Origin of the sequence: Salinibacterium sp. SWN248 (assembly GCF_015864575.1) — a bacterium.
GTDB lineage: Bacteria > Actinomycetota > Actinomycetes > Actinomycetales > Microbacteriaceae > Rhodoglobus.
Map to the genome: position 1 here is coordinate 1373783 of NZ_JADYWW010000001.1, position 22764 is coordinate 1396546.

General features: G+C 61.6%; 19 protein-coding genes and 2 tRNA genes. 11 read left to right on the forward strand and 10 right to left on the reverse strand.

The genetic code is table 11. The features are described from left to right. Positions 1-49: 49 nt before the first annotated feature. The 3 genes from I6E73_RS06610 to pepN all read right to left on the reverse strand — a co-directional run bounded on the left by I6E73_RS06610 (position 50) and on the right by pepN (position 4199). Positions 50-421, reverse strand: a complete 372-nt coding sequence (locus I6E73_RS06610; RefSeq protein ID WP_197125186.1) for a globin — start codon at positions 419-421, stop codon at positions 50-52. Between the two features lie 170 nt (positions 422-591). Then, a complete protein-coding gene (locus I6E73_RS06615) occupies positions 592-1581 on the reverse strand; it encodes a mechanosensitive ion channel family protein (RefSeq protein WP_197124035.1) in 990 nt (329 codons plus the stop codon). 77 nt (positions 1582-1658) lie between these two features. Then, the gene (gene pepN / locus I6E73_RS06620; protein ID WP_197124037.1) at positions 1659-4199 is read right to left on the reverse strand and encodes an aminopeptidase N; all 2541 of its coding nucleotides are present in this window, start codon (positions 4197-4199) and stop codon (positions 1659-1661) included. A gap of 106 nt (positions 4200-4305) precedes the next feature. Here pepN and I6E73_RS06625 point away from each other — a divergent pair, with 106 nt between their 5' ends. The 3 genes from I6E73_RS06625 (at position 4306) to I6E73_RS06635 (ending at position 7324) form a co-directional block, all read left to right on the forward strand. Continuing rightward, the gene (locus I6E73_RS06625) at positions 4306-4794 is read left to right on the forward strand and encodes a ribose-5-phosphate isomerase (protein ID WP_197124039.1); all 489 of its coding nucleotides are present in this window, start codon (positions 4306-4308) and stop codon (positions 4792-4794) included. Continuing rightward, positions 4794-5777: an Fpg/Nei family DNA glycosylase gene (locus I6E73_RS06630; RefSeq protein ID WP_197124041.1), complete on the forward strand. Its 984-nt coding sequence runs from the start codon at positions 4794-4796 to the stop codon at positions 5775-5777. Before I6E73_RS06625 ends, I6E73_RS06630 begins: the two co-directional genes overlap by 1 nt. A 71-nt stretch (positions 5778-5848) precedes the next feature. Next, positions 5849-7324 (forward strand): amidohydrolase, encoded by a 1476-nt coding sequence (locus I6E73_RS06635; RefSeq protein WP_197124043.1) that lies wholly within the window; start codon positions 5849-5851, stop codon positions 7322-7324. Between the two features lie 53 nt (positions 7325-7377). Here the strand turns inward: I6E73_RS06635 and I6E73_RS06640 are convergent, their stop codons facing one another. Then, entirely contained in the window at positions 7378-7866 is a 489-nt protein-coding gene (locus I6E73_RS06640; RefSeq protein WP_197124045.1) for a Dps family protein, read from the reverse strand. Between the two features lie 264 nt (positions 7867-8130). On the opposite strand from I6E73_RS06640, the gene I6E73_RS06645 reads away from it, so the two are divergent. After that, a complete protein-coding gene (locus I6E73_RS06645) occupies positions 8131-9501 on the forward strand; it encodes a sensor histidine kinase (RefSeq protein WP_197124047.1) in 1371 nt (456 codons plus the stop codon). Positions 9502-9511: 10 nt separating this feature from the next. Next, complete coding sequence (locus I6E73_RS06650) at positions 9512-10159, forward strand: response regulator transcription factor (protein WP_231600582.1); 648 nt, start codon at positions 9512-9514, stop codon at positions 10157-10159. A 17-nt stretch (positions 10160-10176) separates the two neighbouring features. Here the strand turns inward: I6E73_RS06650 and I6E73_RS06655 are convergent, their stop codons facing one another. Next, positions 10177-15489, reverse strand: a complete 5313-nt coding sequence (locus I6E73_RS06655; RefSeq protein WP_197124049.1) for an SCO7613 C-terminal domain-containing membrane protein — start codon at positions 15487-15489, stop codon at positions 10177-10179. Between the two features lie 175 nt (positions 15490-15664). Next, positions 15665-15850, reverse strand: a complete 186-nt coding sequence (locus I6E73_RS06660; RefSeq protein WP_197105935.1) for a DUF2510 domain-containing protein — start codon at positions 15848-15850, stop codon at positions 15665-15667. 187 nt (positions 15851-16037) lie between these two features. On the opposite strand from I6E73_RS06660, the gene I6E73_RS06665 reads away from it, so the two are divergent. Together I6E73_RS06665 and I6E73_RS06670 are read left to right on the forward strand one after the other, a co-directional pair. Continuing rightward, positions 16038-16211, forward strand: coding sequence for a hypothetical protein (locus I6E73_RS06665; protein WP_197105934.1), 174 nt, complete (start codon positions 16038-16040; stop codon positions 16209-16211). A gap of 66 nt (positions 16212-16277) precedes the next feature. Further along, positions 16278-17129 (forward strand): alpha/beta hydrolase fold domain-containing protein, encoded by an 852-nt coding sequence (locus I6E73_RS06670; RefSeq protein ID WP_231600583.1) that lies wholly within the window; start codon positions 16278-16280, stop codon positions 17127-17129. Between the two features lie 109 nt (positions 17130-17238). On the opposite strand, the gene I6E73_RS06675 is transcribed toward I6E73_RS06670, so the two are convergent. After that, positions 17239-17312, reverse strand: a tRNA-Gly gene (locus tag I6E73_RS06675). A gap of 257 nt (positions 17313-17569) precedes the next feature. Between I6E73_RS06675 and I6E73_RS06680 the strand changes: the two genes are divergently transcribed. Both I6E73_RS06680 and tig read left to right on the forward strand, forming a co-directional pair. After that, a tRNA-Pro gene (locus I6E73_RS06680) sits at positions 17570-17643 on the forward strand. A gap of 35 nt (positions 17644-17678) precedes the next feature. After that, positions 17679-19019: a trigger factor gene (tig, locus tag I6E73_RS06685; RefSeq protein WP_197124053.1), complete on the forward strand. Its 1341-nt coding sequence runs from the start codon at positions 17679-17681 to the stop codon at positions 19017-19019. A gap of 76 nt (positions 19020-19095) precedes the next feature. On the opposite strand, the gene I6E73_RS06690 is transcribed toward tig, so the two are convergent. Both I6E73_RS06690 and I6E73_RS06695 read right to left on the reverse strand, forming a co-directional pair. Then, complete coding sequence (locus I6E73_RS06690) at positions 19096-20052, reverse strand: nucleoside hydrolase (RefSeq protein ID WP_231600584.1); 957 nt, start codon at positions 20050-20052, stop codon at positions 19096-19098. A gap of 95 nt (positions 20053-20147) precedes the next feature. Then, on the reverse strand, positions 20148-20636 hold the full coding sequence (locus tag I6E73_RS06695; RefSeq protein ID WP_197124055.1) for a tetratricopeptide repeat protein: 489 nt from the start codon (positions 20634-20636) through the stop codon (positions 20148-20150). A 119-nt stretch (positions 20637-20755) separates the two neighbouring features. Here I6E73_RS06695 and I6E73_RS06700 point away from each other — a divergent pair, with 119 nt between their 5' ends. Both I6E73_RS06700 and I6E73_RS06705 read left to right on the forward strand, forming a co-directional pair. Then, a complete protein-coding gene (locus tag I6E73_RS06700) occupies positions 20756-21361 on the forward strand; it encodes an ATP-dependent Clp protease proteolytic subunit (protein ID WP_197105930.1) in 606 nt (201 codons plus the stop codon). 2 nt (positions 21362-21363) lie between these two features. Then, positions 21364-22038, forward strand: coding sequence for an ATP-dependent Clp protease proteolytic subunit (locus I6E73_RS06705; protein WP_100388715.1), 675 nt, complete (start codon positions 21364-21366; stop codon positions 22036-22038). Positions 22039-22105: 67 nt separating this feature from the next. Here I6E73_RS06705 and I6E73_RS06710 read toward each other — a convergent pair whose 3' ends face one another. Then, the gene (locus I6E73_RS06710; protein WP_197124057.1) at positions 22106-22759 is read right to left on the reverse strand and encodes an urease accessory protein UreD; all 654 of its coding nucleotides are present in this window, start codon (positions 22757-22759) and stop codon (positions 22106-22108) included. Between the last annotated feature and the right edge of the window lie 5 nt (positions 22760-22764).

Consider the following 22764-nt stretch of genomic DNA (forward strand, 5'->3'; position numbering starts at 1 on the left):
ATGGGCGAGATGTGTGGCTGGAAGCAATGCGTTCCACGAGGTAGAACGGCTAGTCCTCAAACGTATTCACCATGGCGTGCGCGGCACGGTCGAGATACGCCCAGATTTCGGCATCGTAGAGCGGCGGCAATTCGAGAGTGTCGAGGGCGTTGCGCATGTGGTGCAACCAGCGGTCACGGGCATCCGGGTTCACCTTGAAGGGCATGTGGCGCTGGCGAAGGCGGGGGTGTCCGCGTTCCTGGCTGTACGTGTTCGGGCCGCCCCAATACTGTTCCAGGAAACCCGTGAGGCGCTGGATGGCACCCTCAAGGTCGGGCTGCTCTGGGTACATCGGCAGCAAAACCTCATCCGTTGCGACGCCCACGTAGAACTCGCGCACGAGCTTCTCGAACGTGGCGCGACCGCCGATGAGTTCCCACATCGAATCGGCCGGAGCATCCGGAGTCACTGCTGGCTTCGCAATGATGCGAATCTTGGGGCGCTTCGCGGGTTCAGCCGTGTTGCTAGGTTCAGCCGCATTCGCACCCTCGGCCACGTTCTCGGCACCGGCACCAGCTACGTTCTCCGGCCCAGCCACATTCTCGGATTCGGTCATTTCTTCGGCTTCTCCTCGGGAAAACTCACGGGCACCGGGCGCGTGCGGGGCGGTCGTGCACCTCGCACACTCGCAGCACCCTCAAAGCCACTCAACACGATCGAGTTCAAAGCGGGAAGTTTGACACCCGCCTCGTCCAGATCCTTCTTCAAGCGGGCCCGCAACTCGCGAGCAACATCATCCTTCGTCGCGGATGCCGTCTTCACCACCAGGCGAACAACCACCGCCTCCGACGAAATAGATTCAATGCCCCAAATCTCGGGCTTCTCCAAAATGCGGGTAGCCCACTTGGGCGTCTTCGACAGATCAACCGCGGTCTTCAGGATGCGCTCCTGCACGGCATCCACATCAGAGTCATACGGTACAGCCAAGTCGATGATCACGCGGGCCCAGCCCTGCGACATATTGCCCACTCTGGTGATCTCACCGTTGCGCACAAACCACAGGGTGCCGTTCACGTCGCGAACCTGTGTGGTGCGGATGTCGACCGACTCCACCACACCCACAGCGGGCCCGAGGTCAACAATGTCGCCCACGCCCAACTGATCCTCGGCCACCATGAATAGACCGTTCAGTACGTCCTTAACGACGTTTTGGGCGCCGAAACCGAGCCCGGCACCGGTTGCAGCCGTGATGAGCGCGAAGGCGCCAGTGGCGTTCGGCGCGAAGAGGTCGAAGAGCAAGATCATCACGATGATCACAATGACGACGGTGACGATACTGGAAAGCACGCCGCCGAGGGTGCGCGTGCGCTGAACGACTCGAACCGCAGCCAGCGGCGAGGTCAGCAGAACTTGGGTGTCGTGAATGTTTTCTTTGTGTTTGACACCGTTGACGACGCGATCAACAACGCGCTTGATGACGAACAGCAGCACGAAGCGCAGCAACCACGCGCCGACAACAATCGCGAGGCCGCGCAGCAGATGAAGGCTGCCGTCAATGGCGCCAAGGGTGGCCCACAGCCCATCCCACGTGAAATCTTCCATGCTCGGAGCCTAGCGAGTGACTTCTGTGTAGTCACCGCTAGGCCCCAGCATGCCCGCCGTGAGGCGGCTGAAAGGGGTTAGGAGTTGTCGCGAGCCTGAACGATTAGCGCACGCTCAACACCCGCAAGGTTTTCCACGATGATGCGGCGCAGGGCCGGCACATCGGGGTTCGCCTCGAGCCAGGCGTTCGTGGCATCCACGAGACCCTGGTTAGCCAACGGTGCCGGATAGAGGCCACGCAGGACCGTCTCGGCAATCGCGTAGCTGCGGTTCTTCCACACATCGTTGATCGCCTCAAAGTACGGAGCCACAAAAGCTTCCAGCACAGCGGGGTCGTTCACGTGGGTGTAGCCCATGGTCACGTTGCGCACGATCGCGTTCGGCGCCTTGTCACTCTTTACGAGCGAGTCGAAGGCGGCCTGCTTGCCCGCCTCCGTGGTGATCGTGGCGCGAGCGCGGGCCGCAGCCTGCTGGCCGTTTGCCGTCTTGTCCTTGGCGAGAGCCTCATCCACTTCAGCATCACCGGCAGCACCGTTGAGCACGAGGCCCTCCAGAAGCTCCCAGCTCAGGTCAGTATCAATCTCAAGACCCTCGAGCGTGGTCGAACCGCTGAGCAGAGCGCGAAGCACCGTGACGTGCTGTTCGGTGGAGGCCACATTCGCGAAGTACTTCACGAACTGGAACTGAGCATCCGATCCCGCTTCAGCACTCTGAGCGAGACCCCACAGGGTGTCGCCAATCTTCTCGATCGTGGCGGCACGACGTTCGGGAGCAACGTACTGCTTAGCAACCAAAACCAGCTGCGCGAGCGTGGTGCGGATGGTGGTCGACTCGGTCTCCGACGCAATGTTGCCGAGAACCAGGGCAACATAATCGCTGGCCGGAGTCTCAGCATCGCGAGCAGCATCCCAGGCGGCACCCCACACGATGGCGCGAGCCAGCGGGTCAGTGATGTCAGAGAGGTGCTTCATCGCGACAGCAAGCGAGGAGTCATCGAGACGGATCTTCGCGTAGGCAAGGTCGTCATCGTTGATCAGGATGAGGTCGGGGCGCGTCGTGCCGACGAGCTCGGGAACCTCGGTGCGCTCGCCCACAACATCGATCTCGATGCGGTGGTGGCGAACGAGCTTGCCGTCCTGCAGGGAGTAGTACCCGATGGCCAGACGGTGCGGGCGAATCGTGGGGTAGTCCTCGGTGGCGGTCTGAACGATCGCGAAGCTTTCGACGGTTCCGTCTTCAGCGGTCACCACATCCGGGCGCAGCGTGTTCACACCAGCGGTCTCAAGCCAGAGCTTGCTCCACTCCATGAGCTCGCGGCCACTGGTCTTCTCCAGCTCGACCAGCAGATCCTTGAGCTCGGTGTTGCCGTAGGCGTGCTTCTTGAAGTACGCGGCCACACCCGCCATGAACGCTTCGAGGCCAACCCAAGCAACGAGCTGCTTGAGAATCGAGCCGCCCTTGGCATAGGTGATGCCGTCGAAGTTGACGAGAACATCATCGAGGTCGTTGATCGAGGCATAGACGGGGTGGGTCGAGGGAAGCTGGTCTTGCTTGTACGCCCAGCTCTTCTCCATAGCCGCGAACGTGGTCCATGCTTCGGTCCACTCGGTAGCTTCAGCAGTAGCGATAGTCGATGCCCACTCGGCGAACGACTCGTTGAGCCACAGGTCGTTCCACCACTTCATGGTGACGAGGTCGCCGAACCACATGTGAGCCAGCTCGTGCAGAATCGTGACAACGCGACGTTCCTTGATGGCGTCGGTCACCTTCGAACGGAACACATACGTCTCGGTGAACGTGACAGCGCCCGCGTTCTCCATGGCACCCGCGTTGAACTCGGGCACGAACATCTGGTCGTACTTCTCGAAGGGGTACGGGTACTGGAAGTGCTTTTCGAAGTACTCGAAGCCCTGCTTGGTCTTCTCGAAAATGTAGTCAGCATCGAGGTACTCGCTCAGCGACGCACGCGTGAAAATTCCGAGGGGGATGACGCGGCCGTCGCTCGAGGTGAGCTCGTCGCGAACCTCGGCATACGGGCCCGCCACGATCGCGGTGATGTAGCTCGACATGATCTGAGTGGGCGGGAACTCCCACGTGGCGTTCTCGCCATCCACCACAGGCTCAGGGGTTGGCGAGTTGCTGATCATGGCCCAGCGTGCCGGTGCGGTCACCGTGAACTGGAACGTGGCCTTGAGGTCAGGCTGCTCGAACACAGCGAACACGCGACGCGAGTCGGGCACCTCGAACTGCGAGTACAGATAAACCTCTTCATCAACAGGGTCAACGAAGCGATGCAGGCCCTCACCGGTGTTGGTGTATTCGGCATCCGCCACAACCTCAAGAACGTTGTTCTCAGCAAGGTTGTCGAGCTGGATGCGCACACCATCGTTCACAGCAGCAACATCAAGAGCGGTGCCGTTGAGCGTGACCGAATCAACCGTGCGGGTGATCGAATCAATGAAAGTGGATGCGCCAGCAGTGGCAGTAAAGCGAACAGTCGTGCTGCTCTTAAACGTCTCAGGACCCGTAGTGAGGTCGAGCGCAATCTCATAGCTGTCAACGTTGACAATCGCTTTACGTTCTTGCGCTTCAACTCGGGTGAGGTTCTCTCCGGGCACGTACAACTCCTTCAATTGGGGGCGGTTTGTGACCGCACCTATCTACCTTATGCCGCACCCCGGCAATGTAACCAGTGGCGTTCACAGGCAACCGTAGACTGGAGGAATGCGCATCCATATCGCCACCGATCACGCCGGCCTCGAGTTCAGTGCCACCCTGCAGCAGCACCTCACGGATGCGGGTCACCAGGTCATCGACCACGGCCCGGTTGCCTACGACGCTCTCGATGATTACCCCGGGTTCTGCATCGCCGCAGCCCGTGGTGTTGCCGCCGACCAGGCCGCCGGTGTTGACGCGCTTGGTGTTGTCTTTGGAGGGTCGGGAAACGGTGAGCAGATCGCCGCCAACAAGGTTGTGGGCATCCGCGCTGCTCTCGTCTGGAATGACTCGACCGCCGCTCTGGCCCGCCAGCACAACGACGCCAACGTCATCTCTATCGGCGCTCGCCAGCACACTGTCGACGAAGCCACCCGCTTCATCGACCTCTTCATTGCGGAGCCCTTCTCGGGTGACGAGCGTCACGCCCGCCGCATCGCTCAGCTCGCCGAGTACGAGACGACTGGCGCTATCGCCGCGCACCCCTTCACCGACTAATGCCTGAGGGGCATTCCGTACATCGCATCGCGCGCCAGTTCGCGCTGCACTTCGTCGGCAAAACCGTCGCAGTGTCGTCTCCGCAAGGTCGCTTTGCTGCGGGAGCCGAACGCATCGATGGGTTGCGGATGCTCAGCGCCAAAGCCGTGGGCAAGCAGATGTTCCTCGAATTCGAGCACGACCGCTGGCTGCGCGTGCACCTCGGGCTCTACGGAGCGTGGGACTTCGCGGGCAATTTCACTGCCGATGCGACTACGGCATCGGCTGCCGGGCGTATGGGGCAGACCAACCAGCACGGCACTGTTGTGGGGGAGCACGAGGATTCGCTCGCGAGCATCGGTGCCCCACGGCGCACTCGCTTGCGCATGTCGGAGCAAGAGAAAGCCAGCGACACCGTCTCAGAGTTTCCGCCCGAGCCCATCGGCGCCGTGCGCGTTCGGCTGCTGACCGACACGACGTGTGCTGACCTGCGCGGGCCCACCGCGTGCGAAGTGCTGAATCCCGACGAAGTGCAGGTCGCGCTCAACAAGCTCGGGCCCGACCCGCTCGTCGACGACAACGGCGAGGCCGAAGAGCGTTTCGTCGCTACCGTTCGCAAGAAGCAGACGGCTATCGGCATCCAACTCATGGATCAGTCGATCGTCAGCGGTATTGGCAACGTCTACCGCGCCGAGATTCTGTTCCGCGCTCGCCTCGATCCGCATACGCCGGGCAAGCTCATTCCCGAAGAACTGGTGCGCGAACTCTGGCGCGACTGGGCACACTTGCTAGAAATCGGTGTGCGTACCGGCCAGATGATGACGATGGATGGGCTCACCGGCGACGACTACACGGCCGCGCTCGCGAGCAGGGATGACCGTCACTGGGTGTATCACCGCGAAGGTCTGCCGTGCCGTGTGTGTGGCACGAACATCGCGATGGAACTCGCTTCGGCCCGCAAGCTGTACTGGTGCCCCAGCTGCCAAGCGCCACTAGGTAGCTAAAGTGTGTCACCGCTCTAACTGCGCGTACGCTAGCTCAGAACTAGCCGCAGAAATGACAAGGGCACTACCGAGTGAAACTGACTAACGCGCGCATCGTCGGCGACGATGCCTCCGCCCTGGTCGATGTCACCCTCACCGAGGGACGCATCTCCGCTATCGAACCCCACGGGCAGTCGGCGGATGCCGCTGGCGACGTTGCTGCAGACAGCGACGCTGCCGATCACGACACCATCGATCTCGACGGCCGCTGGATCATGCCCGGCCTGTGGGATCAGCACGTGCACTCCAGCATGTGGGCGCAGCAATCGCAGCGCCTTGATCTCAGCCACACGACCTCGGCCACCGAAGTTGCTGTCACCCTCGCGACCTCGGTGCTCCCGCAGTCCGACGGCATCATCGTGGGGCAAGGCTTCCGCGATGCCCTCTGGCCCGACCAGCCCACTCGCGCCCTGCTCGACTCGGCCGTCTCCGACATCGCCGTCGTGCTCGTCAGCGGCGACCTGCATTCCTGTTGGCTCAACAGCCTCGCGCTCGAACGCTTCGGCTTTTACGACCACCCCACCGGGTTCCTGCGCGAAGAAGAAGCCTTCGCTGTCGGAAGTGCGCTCAGCCGAGTGGAACCCGACATTCTTGACGGTTGGATCCGTGACGGGGCTGCGGAAGCGGCATCCCGTGGCGTCGTCGGAATCGTCGATCTCGAAATGACCTGGGAGTTCGAGAACTGGCAGCGCCGCATGCTCGAAGGGTTCGATCTGTTTCGCGTGCGCGTTGGTGTTTACCCGCGCTTCCTGGAACGCGCCATTTTCGAAGGCCTCGCCACCGGGCAACAGTTGGCGCCGCTGCTCGAAGTCGGGCCGTTCAAGATCATCACTGACGGCTCTCTCAACACCCGCACCGCGTACTGCGTCGAGCACTACCCGGGCGAACCACACAACAGGGGAGTGCTCAATATCCCCGCTGATGAACTCGTCGAATGGATCCGCACCGCCAGCGGCGCCGGTTTGTCGCCCGCCGTGCACGCCATCGGCGATGACGCGAACACGCTTGCCCTCGACGCTTTTGAAATCGTCGGATGCCGTGGCCGAATCGAGCACGCCCAGTCACTTTCTGAATCGGACTTGCCTCGCTTCGCGGCTCTCGGAATCGCAGCGAGCGTGCAACCCGAACACGCCATGGATGACCGCGATGTTGCCGACGCTCTCTGGCCCGGACGCAACCACCGCACGATCGCGCTGCGTTCCATGCTCGATGCCGGCATCGAACTTCTGATGGGATCGGATGCTCCGGTCGCCCCGCTTGACCCGTGGGCAGCGATCGCGTCGGCTGTGAGTCGCAGCCGCGATGGGCGGGAGCCGTGGTATCCCGAACAGCGCATCACCGTAGCCGAAGCTCTCAAGGCCTCAGTGCAATCGACCATTGCCGTGGGCGAAGTTGCTGACATTGTCGTGACACGCAAAAACCCGCTCGACTGCAGCGGTGAAGAGCTGCGGGCGATGCGGGTTGACGCGACGATCCTGGCCGGGCGCTTCACTCACAACCAGCTGTAGCTACTACGAATCGTAGGCTCAACTAGTCGCGCGCGAAGCGACCGCCAGAGAAGTTACTTGGTGGCGAGGTGAGCGAAGAGGAACCAGCGGTCCTTCTCCAGCCCACGGGCGATCTCAATCGCGACGTCTTCGCTGACCTTGTCGAGCTCACCGAGCTCGTCGACGGCAGTGCGGACGGTCACGAGAGTCGCGTCGATCGCGGCGATAACCTGCGCGATGACCTCGTCGGACTGCTGGAAGCCAGCGGTCATGCTGGGGGTCGTTGCCTTCGCGCCGACGGTCTGCGTGCGAGCGTCAATCGGAAGTCCGAGAGCGACTACGCGCTCTGCTGCCGTGTCAGCCCACTCGCGGGCGTGGTCGACGATGACGTCGAGAAGTTCATGGACGGCCTGGAAGTTCGCGCCGCGAACGTGCCAGTGAGCCTGCTTGCCGTCAATCGACAGGGCCGTGAGGTCGGTGACGACCGGGCCGAGGAACTGGGCAACACCCGAGGTGACATCAGGGTCTGCTGAGGTCTGCGGAACTGCTTTAATTTCGGTCATTGTGTGCTCCTTCGTTGTTCTACAGGTACAACGCTACGTCGGTGCAAAAAATTCGCAAGCAAGCTGAGGCAACGCTAACCCGCTGCAACACGCGGTTTCCGGCAGTGCCGAATGGATGCCAGTCTGCAACGCCGAGCTCGCTCACGGGGGATATCCCCACTGCCGTTTTGTGTGCATCCACGCTGGGGAGTATTTCTGGTTTTCGCGATTCTGTAGGAGACGAACATCCGCCCCGCCAATGCGCGAGACTAAAGCGAGAGACTTATGACTACAGACACTGTGACGAAGCCCCGAAACCCCTATTGGCAGCTGTGGCGCACCACTCCAAAAGAGGTGCTCTATCTGATCCTCGGATTCCCGATTGCGATAACCGGATTCGGCGTGGCAATGTCGCTTGTCGCTACCGGGATCGGCACACTCGCGGTCTTTCTTATCGGGTTCTTTGTCATGATTTTGGCGTTGTATGTTGGCCGCGGCTTCGGGCTGGCCCATGTCAACCTTCTGGAATGGACTGGCCGGGCCCGTCTAGAGCGCCCGGATTGGCAAGACGACCGAGCCGCTACAGGGTTCGGCGGCTGGCTCGCTGCGACGCTTGGCAACGCGCACTACTGGCTGTACCTGCTGCACACCACAATTCTTGGCTTCATTCTCACGATCATCACGTGGACGATCTCCTTCGTGTGGCTCACCGTCGGACTTACCGGAATCTTCGCGTGGGCCCTCGATGGTGAAGTGCAGACGGGCGACCCCGACTGGTCGATCGGCGAGTGGTCCTTCGGCCTCTTCGGGGTCAACACTGCCGGTTGGAACCCTGTAATTGCCGACAACATCGTTGCGTTCGTCATCGGCCTCATCTTCATCGCCACCCTCCCGTTCGTCACTCGCGGCCTCGTTCTGACCCAGTGGTGGCTTGCCCGCGGAACCCTCACCGCCTTCAAGTCGGATGGTCTTCGCCGCGAAGTGCAGTCCCTCGAAGAGTCGCGTGGCGCTGCCCTCTCGGCAGAAGGTCATTCGCTTCGCCGGCTGGAGCGTGACATCCACGACGGCCCCCAGCAGCGTCTCGTGCGGTTGCAGATGGATCTCGCGGCTGCTGAACGCCAGCTCGATACCAATCCAGACAAGGCTCGCCAGTTGCTCACGGAAGCCCAAGCGCAGTCGGCTGAAGCGCTCGAAGAACTGCGGGCTCTGTCACGCGGGTTCGCACCGCCACTTTTGCTCGACCGTGGCCTTGTGGCAGCCCTTGAATCAGTAGCCGCGCGCGCAGCCGTGCCAACGACGCTCACCTCCGATCTCCCGATCCCGCTCGTTTTGCCGGGCGAAGTCGAGCGTGCGTCGTACTTCGTTGTCGCTGAATTGCTCACCAACGTCGCCAAGCACGCTCACGCTGGCCATGCCTCCGTTCGGCTTCTCACCGAGCAAACGGATGGCCGTCCCTGGCTCCTCGTTCAGGTCACGGATGACGGCCAGGGCGGTGCCGCGGTGCTCGCCGACCACGGTCTTGCTGGCATCGAAGAACGTGTTCGCGGTGTCGGCGGACGCCTTGAGATCGAGAGCCCCGCTGGCGGGCCAACGACGGTAACGGCGCGGCTGCCTTTGCCCAAACTGAGTGCAGATCGGGCGCCCGTTGACCTCTAGTCTTAAGCGCATGAGCCCTTTGCGCGTTGCTGTTGCTGATGATTCGGTACTGCTGCGCGAAGGGCTCGTGCGTGTGCTCGTCGAAGCCGGCTTCGATGTTGTCGGTGCGTTCGGCGATGCGGATGAACTGCTCGCGAACCTCGATGACTGTGCTCCTGATCTTGTGGTGCTCGACGTGCGCATGCCGCCGACGTTTCGGGATGAGGGAGTGCGGGCTGCCATTCGCTTGCGTGAATTGCGGCCCCAGATCGGCATCCTCTTGCTCTCGCAGTATGTCGAGGTTGTGTACGCGCAAGAGCTGCTCTCCTCGGGTCGCGGCGGGGTCGGCTATCTGTTGAAGGATCGCGTTGCGTCACTGGATGAATTGCAGGATGCGGTGGAGCGGATTTCTGCCGGCAGCACGGTGCTCGATCCCGAGGTTGTTGCTCAACTCGTCGGTCGCCGTCAGGATCCGCTGATGTCGTTGACTCCGCGTGAGCACGAAGTCATGACGCTCGTGGCCGAGGGACGCACGAATGCGGCTATCGCCAAACAGCTCGTCATCGGTGTTGGCGCGGTCGAAAAGAACGTGACCGCAATTTTTCAGAAGCTGAATCTCGAAGATTCGGGCAGCGACCACCGCCGCGTTCTCGCGGTGCTCACCTGGCTGCAGCGCTAGCGTCGCCTTCTTTCTGCTTAGCGAAGGGCGCTGAATTTGGTGTTGAGCGTCTTGAGATCGCGGATGCGTCGCTCGAGCGTAATGCCGAGGAACAACACGATCGCGCCACCGACTACAGCCCACAGCCACCACGAGGTCAGCTGGTAGAAGCTGATGAGCGCGGGAGCAAAGGTGTGCGAAGCGTGAATGAGAACGACAACGGTGGCAATGATGAGGGGCGCTTTGAGCTTCAGCCAGGCTCCGAGCACGATGATCGTCACGCCGACGATTCCGAGAGCAACAATGCGCCACTGAGTTCCCGCGCTATCGGTGTCCACAAACGTCGCGATGAGACTGGGGGCCAGCAGCACAACGAGGCCGCCGCTAAGCCACTGCATGCTGCGCGCATCCGGATCGCTCACCATCCGCAGCCCTCCGTGGGCGAGCAGAGCCACCCCGAGAAGCACAGACACCCACTCGAGTGGCTCCACGAGCGTTCCGAAGTACCCGATCACGCCGAGGATGCTGGCGAGAGTGAAGGCGAGGTAGCTCATGCGGTGGGTAAGCGGTCGCGTAGAGGCACGAGCCGCGAGTACGAGAAGAACGCTGCCGAGTGCGACCAGACTAATGATGCGAACGGTGTCGACCGACGCGTTTCGCTGGTCTGTGCCGAGTAACGTCAGGATTTCCATCCCATAAAGCAGCACGAGGGCACTGCCGAGCAGCACTTCGCTCATGGCTGCCCACCCCGGGCGGTTCTCGTCACGAGAGAATCCACTGGCAGCGGCACCGAAGCTGGCGAGAGCCAGCAGCGCAACCGCGACCAGCAGACCGGAGTCGAGTTCGGGCAACAGCCCTCTATTTTCAGACAGCAGGATGAACGCCCGTGACGCGGTCGCGAGAATGAGCCCGGATGCGGACGCAATGATTGCGACGCCCCAGAAGTCGATGAGCTCGCTGCGTGGCTCTACGAAGGCGGCAGCCACTAAGAGAGCTCCGCAGAGTCCCGCGATGATGAGAGTGCGGAGTCCGTTGCCGTCTGCAGCATTGAGCGCGAGGGGGAGCACCGCAATGAGCAGGCCGACGAGAGCGATCGCCGGTGCGGAAGCTAGCCGCGCCGCTCTCAACTCTGCGCGTGCAATCAGTATCGAGAGGACGATCACGACGGCGCTGAGAGGCAGAACGTACGCTTCAAGAGCTTCTACGCGGGCCTGATCGAGTCGAAGCCACAGTGCCCACGTGCCAAAGGCCACCGCAGCCCACACCATGTGGCAGCGAAGCGATGCCGATCCGAACACTCCGTCAGTCGAAATGGAACTGAGTAGCAGCGCGACCGACACAAACAACACGATCAGCCATGGAGTGCTCTGTGGCTCGAGAACCGCACTCACCGTCGTGATTGCGGCAACCGTAAGAGCACTGATCTCACTTGCTCGACGAACAGCGCTGCGGTGATCCCGCAGTCGCAGAATCATGCTGAATGCAGCGACGAGCACAGCTGCCGTTGCGGGAGCGAGTTCGATCACGACTGCCGAGAGCTCGAGTAATCTGCCGGTGCTATCGAACAGCCAGGCGGTCGCGGGGGCGAGAGCTGCCGCTGCGGCAATGTTCTCGGGCACAAACGTGTGTGCGCCTCGAGCGAAAATGGTGAAGCTCAACGCCACGACGAGGAGCGCGGCACCCACGGTATTGATGACGGCTACATCGAGCATGAAAGGAGCAGTGACTCCTGATCCGCCGACGACGTTCGCGTTCCAGAAGTGTGCTCCGGCGAATGCGGTCGCGCCAAAGCCTGTCCACCAGAGCGCTTGCGGTTCGAGCATCGCGACCTCACGCGAGCGAATAATCAGTGCTCGTGCGATCATCCCGAAGCCAAGGATGGCGGCGATCAGCCAGAACTCGAGGTACTGCACGACGCCCAGGGCGTAGGTCGCGAGTGCAATGAACGACGCGAGGGTGAACGCAAGGTAGGTCACGTGGGGGGTGAGAGGCGGCGTCGCGAAGCGCGCGCCCACAACGAGAAGCACCGCGCCAAGAGCGACTAAGGCAAGCACCCGGATGTCGGTGAGCGGTGTCGACGAAGTAGACGGGTCAATCACGATGATGCCTTCAACCACGGACAGCAGTGTCACGGCGGCGCCGAGCAGCACGGGCCCCGACCGCTGCCACAGGGTGGAGTGCGAGACACGCGCGAAACCGGCGGAGGCGAGTCCGAAACTCGCGATCGTCATGACGGCTACAGCCCCGATGAGCCACACTTCTGCTTCGGGCAGCGCGCTCGGTGCGGCGGTCACGGAGTAGAGAACGCGCGCTGCTGTGGCGGTGATGAGTCCCGTGGCTGAGGCGACAACGGCGATTCCCCAGAAACTGAGCAACGACTCGCGCGGCGCAATGAACGACGCGGCGATCAGGAGCGCCGCACACAGGGCGGAGATGACTAGGGTGCTGGTGCCTGAGCCACTTGCGGAGTTCAGCGCGAGCGGCACAATGGCGATAAGCAGTCCAGCGAGAGCGATGAACGCTCCAGAACGCAGGCGGGATTCGCGTAGTTCTGCTCTGGCCGTAAAGATGGCGATTGCCACCACAACCGCGGCAAGCGGCAGTACGTAGGCCTCGAGAGCCTCGACTCGGTATTGCTCAAGGCGTAGCCACAAGGCCCACGTGGCGAATGCGACCGCACCCCAGATAACGAAGCGCCGTGGCGAACGTGAGCCTACGATTCCGTCGGCGGAGATCGATGCCAGCAGAAGGGTGATCGAGACGAGAAGCGCGATCAGCCAGTGTGTCTCGTGGGGCTGAAGAATTGCACTCGCTGTGGTGAACAGTGCAACGGTGAGCGCGCTGAGTTCAGCGATACGTCGCACGAATGTGTGTCGGCCCCGCACACGCAGGGCCATCGTGAGCGCTCCGACGAGAACGGATGCCGTGGCCGGCGCTAACTCGATCGCTATAGCGCCGAGACCAGCGGTACGGCTCGCACTATCGAGTGCCCACACCAGTGCGGGCGCGAGCGCCGCAGCGGCAACGAAGCTTTCGATCGAGCGCCCTGTCGGTGCACTCGTTCCACTCGTTGCGCTCGCAGCATTCGTAGCGCCCGTATTTGCTGATGCTCGGGCAAGCAGCGCGGTGTTGTTCAGCATGGTGACGATGAGCACTGCGACGAACAGCACAGAGACGAGCAGACTGATGGACGTGAGGCTCAGGGCGAGTGGTGCATTCGCGAAAGGGGCCCCGCTGCCTGTTGCTACCCAAAGAATGGTGCCCGCAACTGCGGTGCCGACAATCCCTATCCACCACAGAACCTGTCGTTCGAGGGCGGTCACTTCGCGGGTGCGGGGCCAGAGCGATCGCGCGCTGATGACGACGGCGAGAACCGAGACGGTCATCCACGATTCGAGCGGATGGGGATCGAGGGGAGTGAGTGCGAATTGCAGCTGTTCTCCCACGCCCGCGGCCGCGAGCAACAGCACAAGCATCGTCAAGCCCAGCATCGTCGTGCGAACTGAAACAACGGTCACGAGGTAGCGGGCGGCAAAGAGCACGGCCGCGGTGCCGAGGCTGGCGAGAAGCCACGTTCCGTAGCTGGACCATCCTGAACCGAAGGCAAGCGCTAGCGGTGTGAAACCGCCCAGGGCAAGAATGACTGTGCTGAGGCGCAGTCCGGGGCGGCGGCGCTGGCTCACACCGATTGCCACGACAGCCAGTACAGCTAGCGCAAGCCACACCGCAACAGCGAGCAGCAGCGTTCCGGCCAGCGGCGCTGCTAGGGCGAGCGCGGCACCTGCGCTCGCGAGCAGCAGAGAGAGCCGACCGCGGAGTTGCCGCGTGGCCCACCACGCCAACGCCATAATCGCTGGAACGCTGAGGAGGGCAAGCTGAGGCCACCCATTGTCGCTGATGGCGAACGGCGCGCTCGCCGCGGTGGTGCGGCGCAGGGACGTCTGAGAGAAATACTGCAGCGCTACAGAGAGCGACGCACTGAGGGGCGCGATCAGCGCAATCGCGGTAATCGCCCACACGCCGAGCGATGCCCACAGGGTGGTACTCCGGCTTGTCGCGCCGAAGTGTCGCCCGCTCGCCTCGCTCAGCACCGCAAGAGTGGTGAGCGCAGCGGCAACGGAGAACACCGCGATAGGGGAGTCGTTCGATAGGAGAGTCGACACTGCTGTCGCGATCGTGAGACCTGCGATCATCGCGAAAGTGTTGCGGATGATCGGATCGAAGGCCGCACGATGAGCCGCGACGCTGTGGATTGCCGCTACCGCGCCCAAGACGAGGAGCCAGATTCCCGTCGAGCGATTGCCAGCGAATTCTGACGAGACGAACAGAGAGATGATGGCGCTGAAGAACCCGATCGAGAGCCCCAGGTAGGCGAAAACGAGCATGGTCGTGCGCTCTGCTCGCCCCGAGTATTCTCCGTGCGCAGCCATGAGGTAGATGAGCGTCGCGGTGGTGAACGCCACCATGGGGAGCAGCACATTGGCCTCAGGGAACCGTCCGTCGGCCAAGCCGGCGACGACGAGGGCAGCTGCGGGCGGGAAAGCCACGAACGCCACCACATTGACGAGCCTGATTGTGCTCGCCCGATGCCACCACATAAATCCCAGCGCAGCGACGATCATCGCTGAGCCCCAGTACGTGCGGCCGGCAGAGTCGCCGACGACAAGTAATTCATTCGCACGCACAGCGTAAATATCGAGTCCGACTAGCACGATCGCAAGCGCGGACAGCGCTTCAGCGGTAGCGGAGAGCCCACGCTTCTTCACCACGGTTGCCCCGACGATGCTGGCGATAGTGATGGTTGCGATGATCGCCGACCGCCAAATGAGCCCAAAGCTAATGAAGGCGTAAATAAGGAAGAAGATCGCGCCGACCGAGAGCAGCGACACTCCCACGATCAGCAGGATGACTTGGATGCCAGCGTGCGAGCGAGCAGCGGCGGCGGCGTCGATCGTTGTCGGAGCTGTGGCTTCAGTGGTGGGTGGAACTGAAACGGGAGTCAGCATCGCGGAAGCGACCGGGGTGGGAGCAGCGATGGGAGCGGACTGCGGGAACTGCGGATGCACCGGAGCCTCGATCGGAGCCGGCGGCTCCGGGGCCGCAACGGTCTGATTGCTGGATTCCAACATGGCGGCCACGAGGGCTGCGCGTTGTGCTGCTGCAGCTTCGAGCGCAGCGTATTCGGCATCCCGAACTTCGTCACGAACGCGTTTGCGTTCGGCGGCGGTCTCGAAACGGATCTTGCCGATGAGCTCGAGCCGGGAATCGAGCAGAGCCGCGACGTCGAGTGATTCTTCGCGGAGAAGGGCGGCATCCGGGTGATTGAGATCAAGCCCACATTGTGAGCACACCGCGGAAGGCGGGAGCGTGACAAAGCACGCCGGGCATCGCGAAGTATCTGTGAGGTCTAGCGGTCCACGGGGAAAAAGAACGTGACCGACGTGCTCTATGAACGAACGCGGTGCATCAACCATGTACTCGGGACTTCCTTTCGGGAGGAAGCCCCAGAGTATCGCTGACTAAAGCTTAAGAAGCGATAAGCCGCGAAAGTGTGGACTGATTGTGGTTGTAACCATTCGCAGCCTGGATTTCGGGACGAGGCTTTTCGAGACGGTTAGTCCACGCCTTGCCGTCCCACCAGCGCAGCATGTGGCTGCCTGCGGGGTCCGGGTACCAGCCGAAGGGAGGAAGTTGGGTTGCAGTGTTAGACATCGGGGGAGTCCAAAGGTGCCCTGCCACGAGGGGCGATACGGGTGTGGCATTCGATCCAGCCGCGGAGGATCAGTTCGGGGGTAACGGCTATCCCCAGTATAGGGGGCACGCTAGAGCCCTGACAAGAGGTCACTTTCCGCGGCGAGGGTGACTTCGGAGTTCGAGTCTGCATGGGTAAGATAGAGCCGTGAACATCTTCGGTTTCGTAATCTCCTTCGTGCTCTTTGTGGGCGGCATCTACATGATGGGCGAAGCTTTCTACGTGGAGGGCCTTGAGTCGGTCGTATTCATCGGCGGCTTGCTTGTTTCCACGGCGGGCGTCTTCATTCCCATTCACGTCATGAAGCGCGTCGACAGCTAGCGCACAATGGCGAGCCTTCTTAGCCGGCTCGCTCCACTTGCGTTGACCCTGCGAGGGTCAAAACGCATGTTCAGCGATCCAGAGCGCACTCTCGCGCGGATCGCTGAGCTTCGAAAGCATCCAGTTTCGTTTGATCCACCGGCATCAATTGCCCGGCACGTGAATGTTTCGTCTCACGATGTTGGTGGCTGGCCCGTGTTTACGATTGCGCCGAAGACGCCATCGAACGCTGGTCATGTTGTCTACCTTCACGGCGGGTCGTACGTGTTCCAGATCAATCCGCTGCACTGGAAATTCATCGCCCGCTTAGTTCGTGCAACGGGAACCACCTTTACGGTCCCGATCATGCCTCTGGCACCGGAGGGGCGCGCTGCGGTCGTAGTCGACCGCGCAGCAACGATCGTTCAGTCGATTGTCCAAGACGTCGGTGCCGAGAACGTCAGCATCATGGGGGATTCCTCGGGCGGCGGGATGACGATGGCGGTGTCAATGGAGCTGCGCGATCGCAAGCTTCCGCCGCTTCACGCGATAGTGCTCATCGCACCCTGGCTCGACATCAGCGGCACGGATCCGATGCTCGCAGAGATTGCACCGCACGACCCGTGGCTTGCTGTTCCCGGCACCCATGCGGCTGGGGCGCTCTATCGAGCCGAGCTCGACGAAAGCGATTGGCGGGTCAGCCCCATCCATGGCGATCTCAGCGGACTGGGGCCGATCACCCTTTTCACGGGCACACGCGATCTTGTGCACGCGGATGCGCTGCGCCTTCGTGAGCGCGCACAGCACGAAGGCTTCGCCCTCGACTTCCAGGTGGGGGAGGGCATGATCCACGATTACCCACTCTTACCGATTCCTGAAGCAGCGCACGCCCGCAGGATCGTTGAACGAGCAATCGTGTGCGGTGGCTCGACGGTGTGACGAGCTAAGACCAACACGCTACGCATCCGGCCAAGGATGGCGCAGCCGGATGCTGTGCGTCAGTTAACGAACGAAGGCCACCTCAACCGAGGTGGCCTTCGTTCTGTAGTGGAGGGGATACGGAGAATCGAACTCCGGTCATCAGTTTGGAAGACTGAGGCTTTACCATTAAGCTACATCCCCACTTGGCACCCGATCATGCTGTGCACCGAGGAATACTGTACCCGAAACCTAGCAAAGTACGAAGTCGAGATCGCTGCCCGCGTAATCTGCCCCATATTTGCTGGGTTCTGGCCCCGTAAATGCTGCAAGCGCGGCCCGAAAAACATTGATCTTGGTATCTCGTCAACATTCGGTGCGCGCTCAGGCTAGACTTGCCGAGGTCAAATTTGTACCGGCATTTCTACGTGATGCCATGACCGTAAGACAGCACGGCGCCCCGGGGCGTAGCTCAGCTTGGTAGAGCGCTCGGTTTGGGACCGAGAGGTCGCAGGTTCGAATCCTGTCGCCCCGACGAAATACACCATCGAATTACAGGAGATCCACGACGTGAAGACAACCGTTGAGAAACTGAGCCCGACCCGCGTCAAGCTCAACATCTCGGTCACCCCCGAAGAACTCAAGCCGAGCATCGATCACGCGTATGGCCACATCGCCTCGCAGATCAACATCCCCGGCTTCCGCAAGGGAAAGGTTCCGCCGCAGCTGGTAGACCAGCGTGTCGGCCGCGAAGAGATCCTGAACCACGCGGTCAGCGACGGACTTGACGGTTTCTACCGCCAGGCCGTCACCGAAGAAGAGATTCGCGTTCTCGGTCGCCCCGAGGCAGACATTGTCACGTGGCCCGAGGTCAAAGACTTCAGCGGAGACCTCGTTCTCGCTATTGAGGTTGACGTTCGCCCCGAGTTCGACATGCCCGCCTACGACGAGCTCACCCTCACGGTTGAAGAAGTCAAGGTTTCGGCAGACGACGTCAAGGACGAGCTCGACACCTTGCGTGCCCGCTTCGGCACGCTCGTTACGGTCGAACGCCCCGCCACGAAGGGCGACTTCGCTCAGCTCGACCTCGTCGCCAAGATTGGCGAGACCGAGGTTGACTCCGCAACCAGCATTTCCTACGAGCTCGGCTCGGGTGAACTGATCGAAGGCATCGACGAGGCACTTGACTCGCTCAGCGCCGGCGAATCGACCACCTTCGAGTCCGTACTGCTCGGTGGCGACCACGAGGGTGGAACCGCTGTAATCAGCGTGTCGCTTCTCACCGTCAAGGAGCGCGAGCTTCCCGAAGCAGACGACGACTTCGCTCAGATGGCTAGCGAGTTCGACACCATCAAGGAACTCAAGGCAGACCTCAAGGAGCAGATCAAGCGCTCCAAGTCGTTCGGCCAGGGCGCAGAAGCTCGCGACCAGATCGTTGACGAACTGCTCAAGAGCGTTGAGATCCCCGTTCCCGAGAAGCTCGTTGAAGACGAAGTTCACCGTCACCTCGAGAACGAAAACCGCCTCGAAGACGACGAGCACCGCGCCGAGGTCGTTATCGCTAGCGAGAAGACCTTCCGTTCGCAGATCTTGCTCGACTCCATCGTTGAGTCCGAAGAGATCAAGGTCAGCCAAGAAGAGCTCACCTCGTACCTCGTGCAGGGCGCACAGCAGTACGGCATGGAGCCCGGCGAGTTCATCCAGATTCTGGACAAGAACGGCCAGATCCCGGCCATGGTTGCTGAGGTCGCTCGCAGCAAGGCTCTCGCAGTCGTGCTCAGCAAGGCCAAGGTCGTTGACACCAAGGGCAAGTCGGTAGACGTTTCGGCATTCACCGCCGTAGCAAACGCCGAGCCCGTTGAGGAAGCTCCCGAGGTTGCTGCAGTAGAAGCAGCAGACGACGAGTCCTAAAACACTTCGCTTAACCCTCACGGCCAACTAGTTATCTAGTTGGCCGTGAGGTCGTTAATGGGCTGTTTCGCTTGAACTACCGTGTGATGGTGTCGAGGAACAGCTTCGCGTAACGGGCGCTATTGATCCCGAGCGCCACATCAATTCGGCGGAAAAGGGGATCTCCGGCTCCGGCCTGGTCGTGGCCGGCCGTGCGATGATCCACGACCGTTTGTCCGCGAGTGAGAGGATCAGCCAGGCTCACTCGCACCGGCAGATGTGTGGTGCTGAGTCCATCCGGATCGATCGCAGCGCACACCGCGCCCGCATCGCCAATATCGCCGTGTCCATCACCGGCGACGCGCACCTCACTGCCTTTTACTGTGACCAAATGCTGCAGCAGGCGCCCGGCGAGCTGCGTGCCGGGTTCGGGACTGGCGGCGAGCCGAACGATGTCCTCAGGCGGGATTGTCACGGCATAGAACACATCCAAGCCATACATGGTGATGGGGGCGCCAGAGGTCAACACGATTTCGGCGGCCTCGGGATCGTGCCACGTATTGAACTCGGCAACCGCAGTGGCATTGCCGACAGAGGCTGAACCTCCCATGAAGACGATCCGCTCCACGTTGTCTAACACTTCTGGGTACAGTCGCACGAGAAGCGCAATGTTGGTCATCGGCGCAAGCGGCACGAGCGTTACCGGCGTCGGGCTCGCCAGAATTTCTCGACGCAGCAGTTCAACCGCGTGTAGTGGCACGACAGTGCGCGACGACTCGGGCAAACCGAGGTCGCCAAGACCGTCAGCGCCGTGCACGTGAGCCGCTGAATGAGCCTCCGAGAGCAGCGGACGGTGAGCGCCTGCCGCAACCGGAATATCTCCCGCGCCCGCAGCGTCCAAGACCGTCAGAGTGTTGCGCACCACCTGCTCGAGGCTCGCATTGCCGGCGACGCACGTGACAGCCCGCAGATTGACTCCCGGATGCCGCACCGCCAACAGGAGCGCGAGCGCGTCATCAATTCCGGTATCAACGTCGAGAATCATTTGCTGCATTCGGCAATGCTAATGGTCGCAGGGAACCTGCCGACGCTGAGGCGACTGAGGGGAGTGGGGTGCCGTAGTGCTGCCGTAGCAAGCGCTGGGTGACGCTACTCGGCCACGAGCTCCGCTGCGTAGCCCCGCACCGAACGCTGATAGATCGGCAAATAGTTCGCCAATGCCATCAGTGCAACCGAAGCCCCCAGGGTGGGATCGCCGCGAGTAGTGAGGGCAAGGGCGAGAAATGCGGCGGTTGGCCCCGTCCACTCATCGTCGGGATGCTCGTGCAACTGCTGCTCGAGCAAAGCAATCGACTCATCGACGCGACCAAGATTGCGCAGCGTACTCGCCAACTGGATGACCGCGCGTGGCCGCAGGGCGGCATCCAACCCATTGTTAAGAGCACTGCGGTACAGCGGCTCTGCCTCAGTCTCACGACCGGCATAGTCGCGGGCGCCCGCTGCCTCGAACAACGCCTCAGCGTCGTCAGGGGCACGTTCAGCAACGAGCTCATCAATTGCTGCGACAACATCTCCCTCGGCCATAGTGGCGGCGTGGGCCCAAATATCTGCGATTCGATCGCGCCAAGTCTGCTGCATTTAGCGAGCCTACAAGCAGCCACCGGCGACGCGGTACTTTGCCTAGGGCGAACACGACAGAATAGCGGCGCGTACTCGGATAGATTCGTATCACGCGATAACTGAAATGGAGCGCAACAATGGCCCAACCGGCATTGGTCTCGAGCATCTTCGACCAACTCCTCAAGGACCGCATCATCTGGCTCGGCTCAGAGGTGCGCGATGCAAACGCGAACGAGATCTGCGCAAAGATCTTGCTGCTCGCCGCAGAGGATCCCAAGCGCGACATCTACCTTTACATCAACTCACCCGGTGGATCCATCACCGCGGGAATGGCGATCTACGACACGATGAAGTTCGTGCCGAACGACATCGTCACCGTCGGCATTGGCCTTGCCGCCTCGATGGGGCAGTTCCTGCTCTCCTCGGGCACCAAGGGCAAGCGCTACATCACCCCCAACGCGCGCGTGCTCCTGCACCAGCCGTCGGGTGGATTCGGTGGAACCGCTGCAGACATCCAGACTCAGGCTGGCGTCATCCTCGATATGAAGAAGCGCATGGCCGAGCTCACCGCCGAGCAAACAGGCAAGAGCGTCGAGCAGGTTCTCATCGACAACGACCGTGACAACTGGTTCACGGCCAAAGAAGCCCTCGAATATGGCTTCGTCGATCACCTCCGTGAATTCGCCTCTGACGTAGTTGGCGGCGGCGGAACTGAAGACAACGCAACCGGCAAGAAGGACTAATTATGGAGAACTTTAACCTCGGAGCACAGGCTCCCGCCGGCATTGGTCGTCCGGATGCTGACGCTCGCTACATCTTGCCGACGTTCGAAGAGCGCACGGCCTACGGCTACAAGCGTCAAGACCCATACGCGAAGCTGTTCGAAGACCGCATCATCTTCTTGGGTGTGCAGATCGACGACGCTTCCGCTGACGACGTTATGGCTCAGCTTCTCGTTCTCGAGAGCCAGGACCCTGACCGCGACATCGTCATGTACATCAACTCACCCGGTGGCTCGTTCACCGCGATGACGGCGATCTACGACACGATGCAGTACATTCGTCCGCAGATTCAGACCGTTGTTCTCGGCCAGGCTGCGTCAGCGGCTGCCGTGATCACTGCCGGTGGAACCAAGGGAAAGCGTTTGGCTCTGCCCAACGCTCGCATCCTCATCCACCAGCCCAGTGGTGGTTCTGAAGGCTCAAGCCAGGCTTCGGACATCGAGATTCAGGCTCGCGAGATTCTGCGCATGCGCGGATGGCTCGAAGAGACCCTGTCGTTCCACTCGAACCGCACCCCTGAGCAGATCAACAAGGACATCGAGCGCGACAAGATCCTGAGCGCAGCTGAGGCAATGGAGTACGGTCTCATCGACCAGGTACTCACGAGCCGCAAGACGCTTCCGGCGATCACGAGCTAGTTCTACGTTCTCAACGTTACTGAGGCCGTTACCCATTGCGGGTGGCGGCCTCAGTGCGTTAACTGCGTTACGCCAAGGCCCAATCTCGCCACACGGTATCGAGCGGCGAGAGGTGGGTTTCTCGTCCAAGCCACCGTGCAAGGCCGCCCGGCTCCTCGAAGTCGAGCACGACTGCACCGAGATCGATGGACGACGCGGGTGCCCGCACGCCAGCAAGCAACACAGTATCCATGACACGCTCGGCACCAAGGTGACCCCAGACGGGTGCGCTTCCATCGAAATCTTGCTGCTCAATCAACACGGGGACAGCGTTTGCCGAGACGGAGGTTCGGGTCATCACCCGACCGCCTTTTTCCCCTTCGCGCCCTAACACAAGAGTCTCCCGAATGAGCGCTACAGCGCCTTCATCCAACTCGACGTCAAGGACCCGCTCGACGCAGGCGCCGTCGGCGATGATGAACGGGAGGGTTGCCCAAGACAATTGGGCTCCAGCCTGCAGCCGGACCTGAATCGTCATGGTCGCAGACTGCCCCTCACCGTCGTACGCAACCATTCCGCCAATGTCTTCGAGGGTGAGGCGGCAACCCGCGCCGACCGTAATTTCGATCGCAACAGTGTCGCCGCCGAGCAAGAGCGCGCCCCCGGCGACCAGAGCGACATCCGCTGACTGATCCGTGCAGGAGATGAGTCGCGGTATGAGTATTCCTGCCCTTAACTCCACGCGCG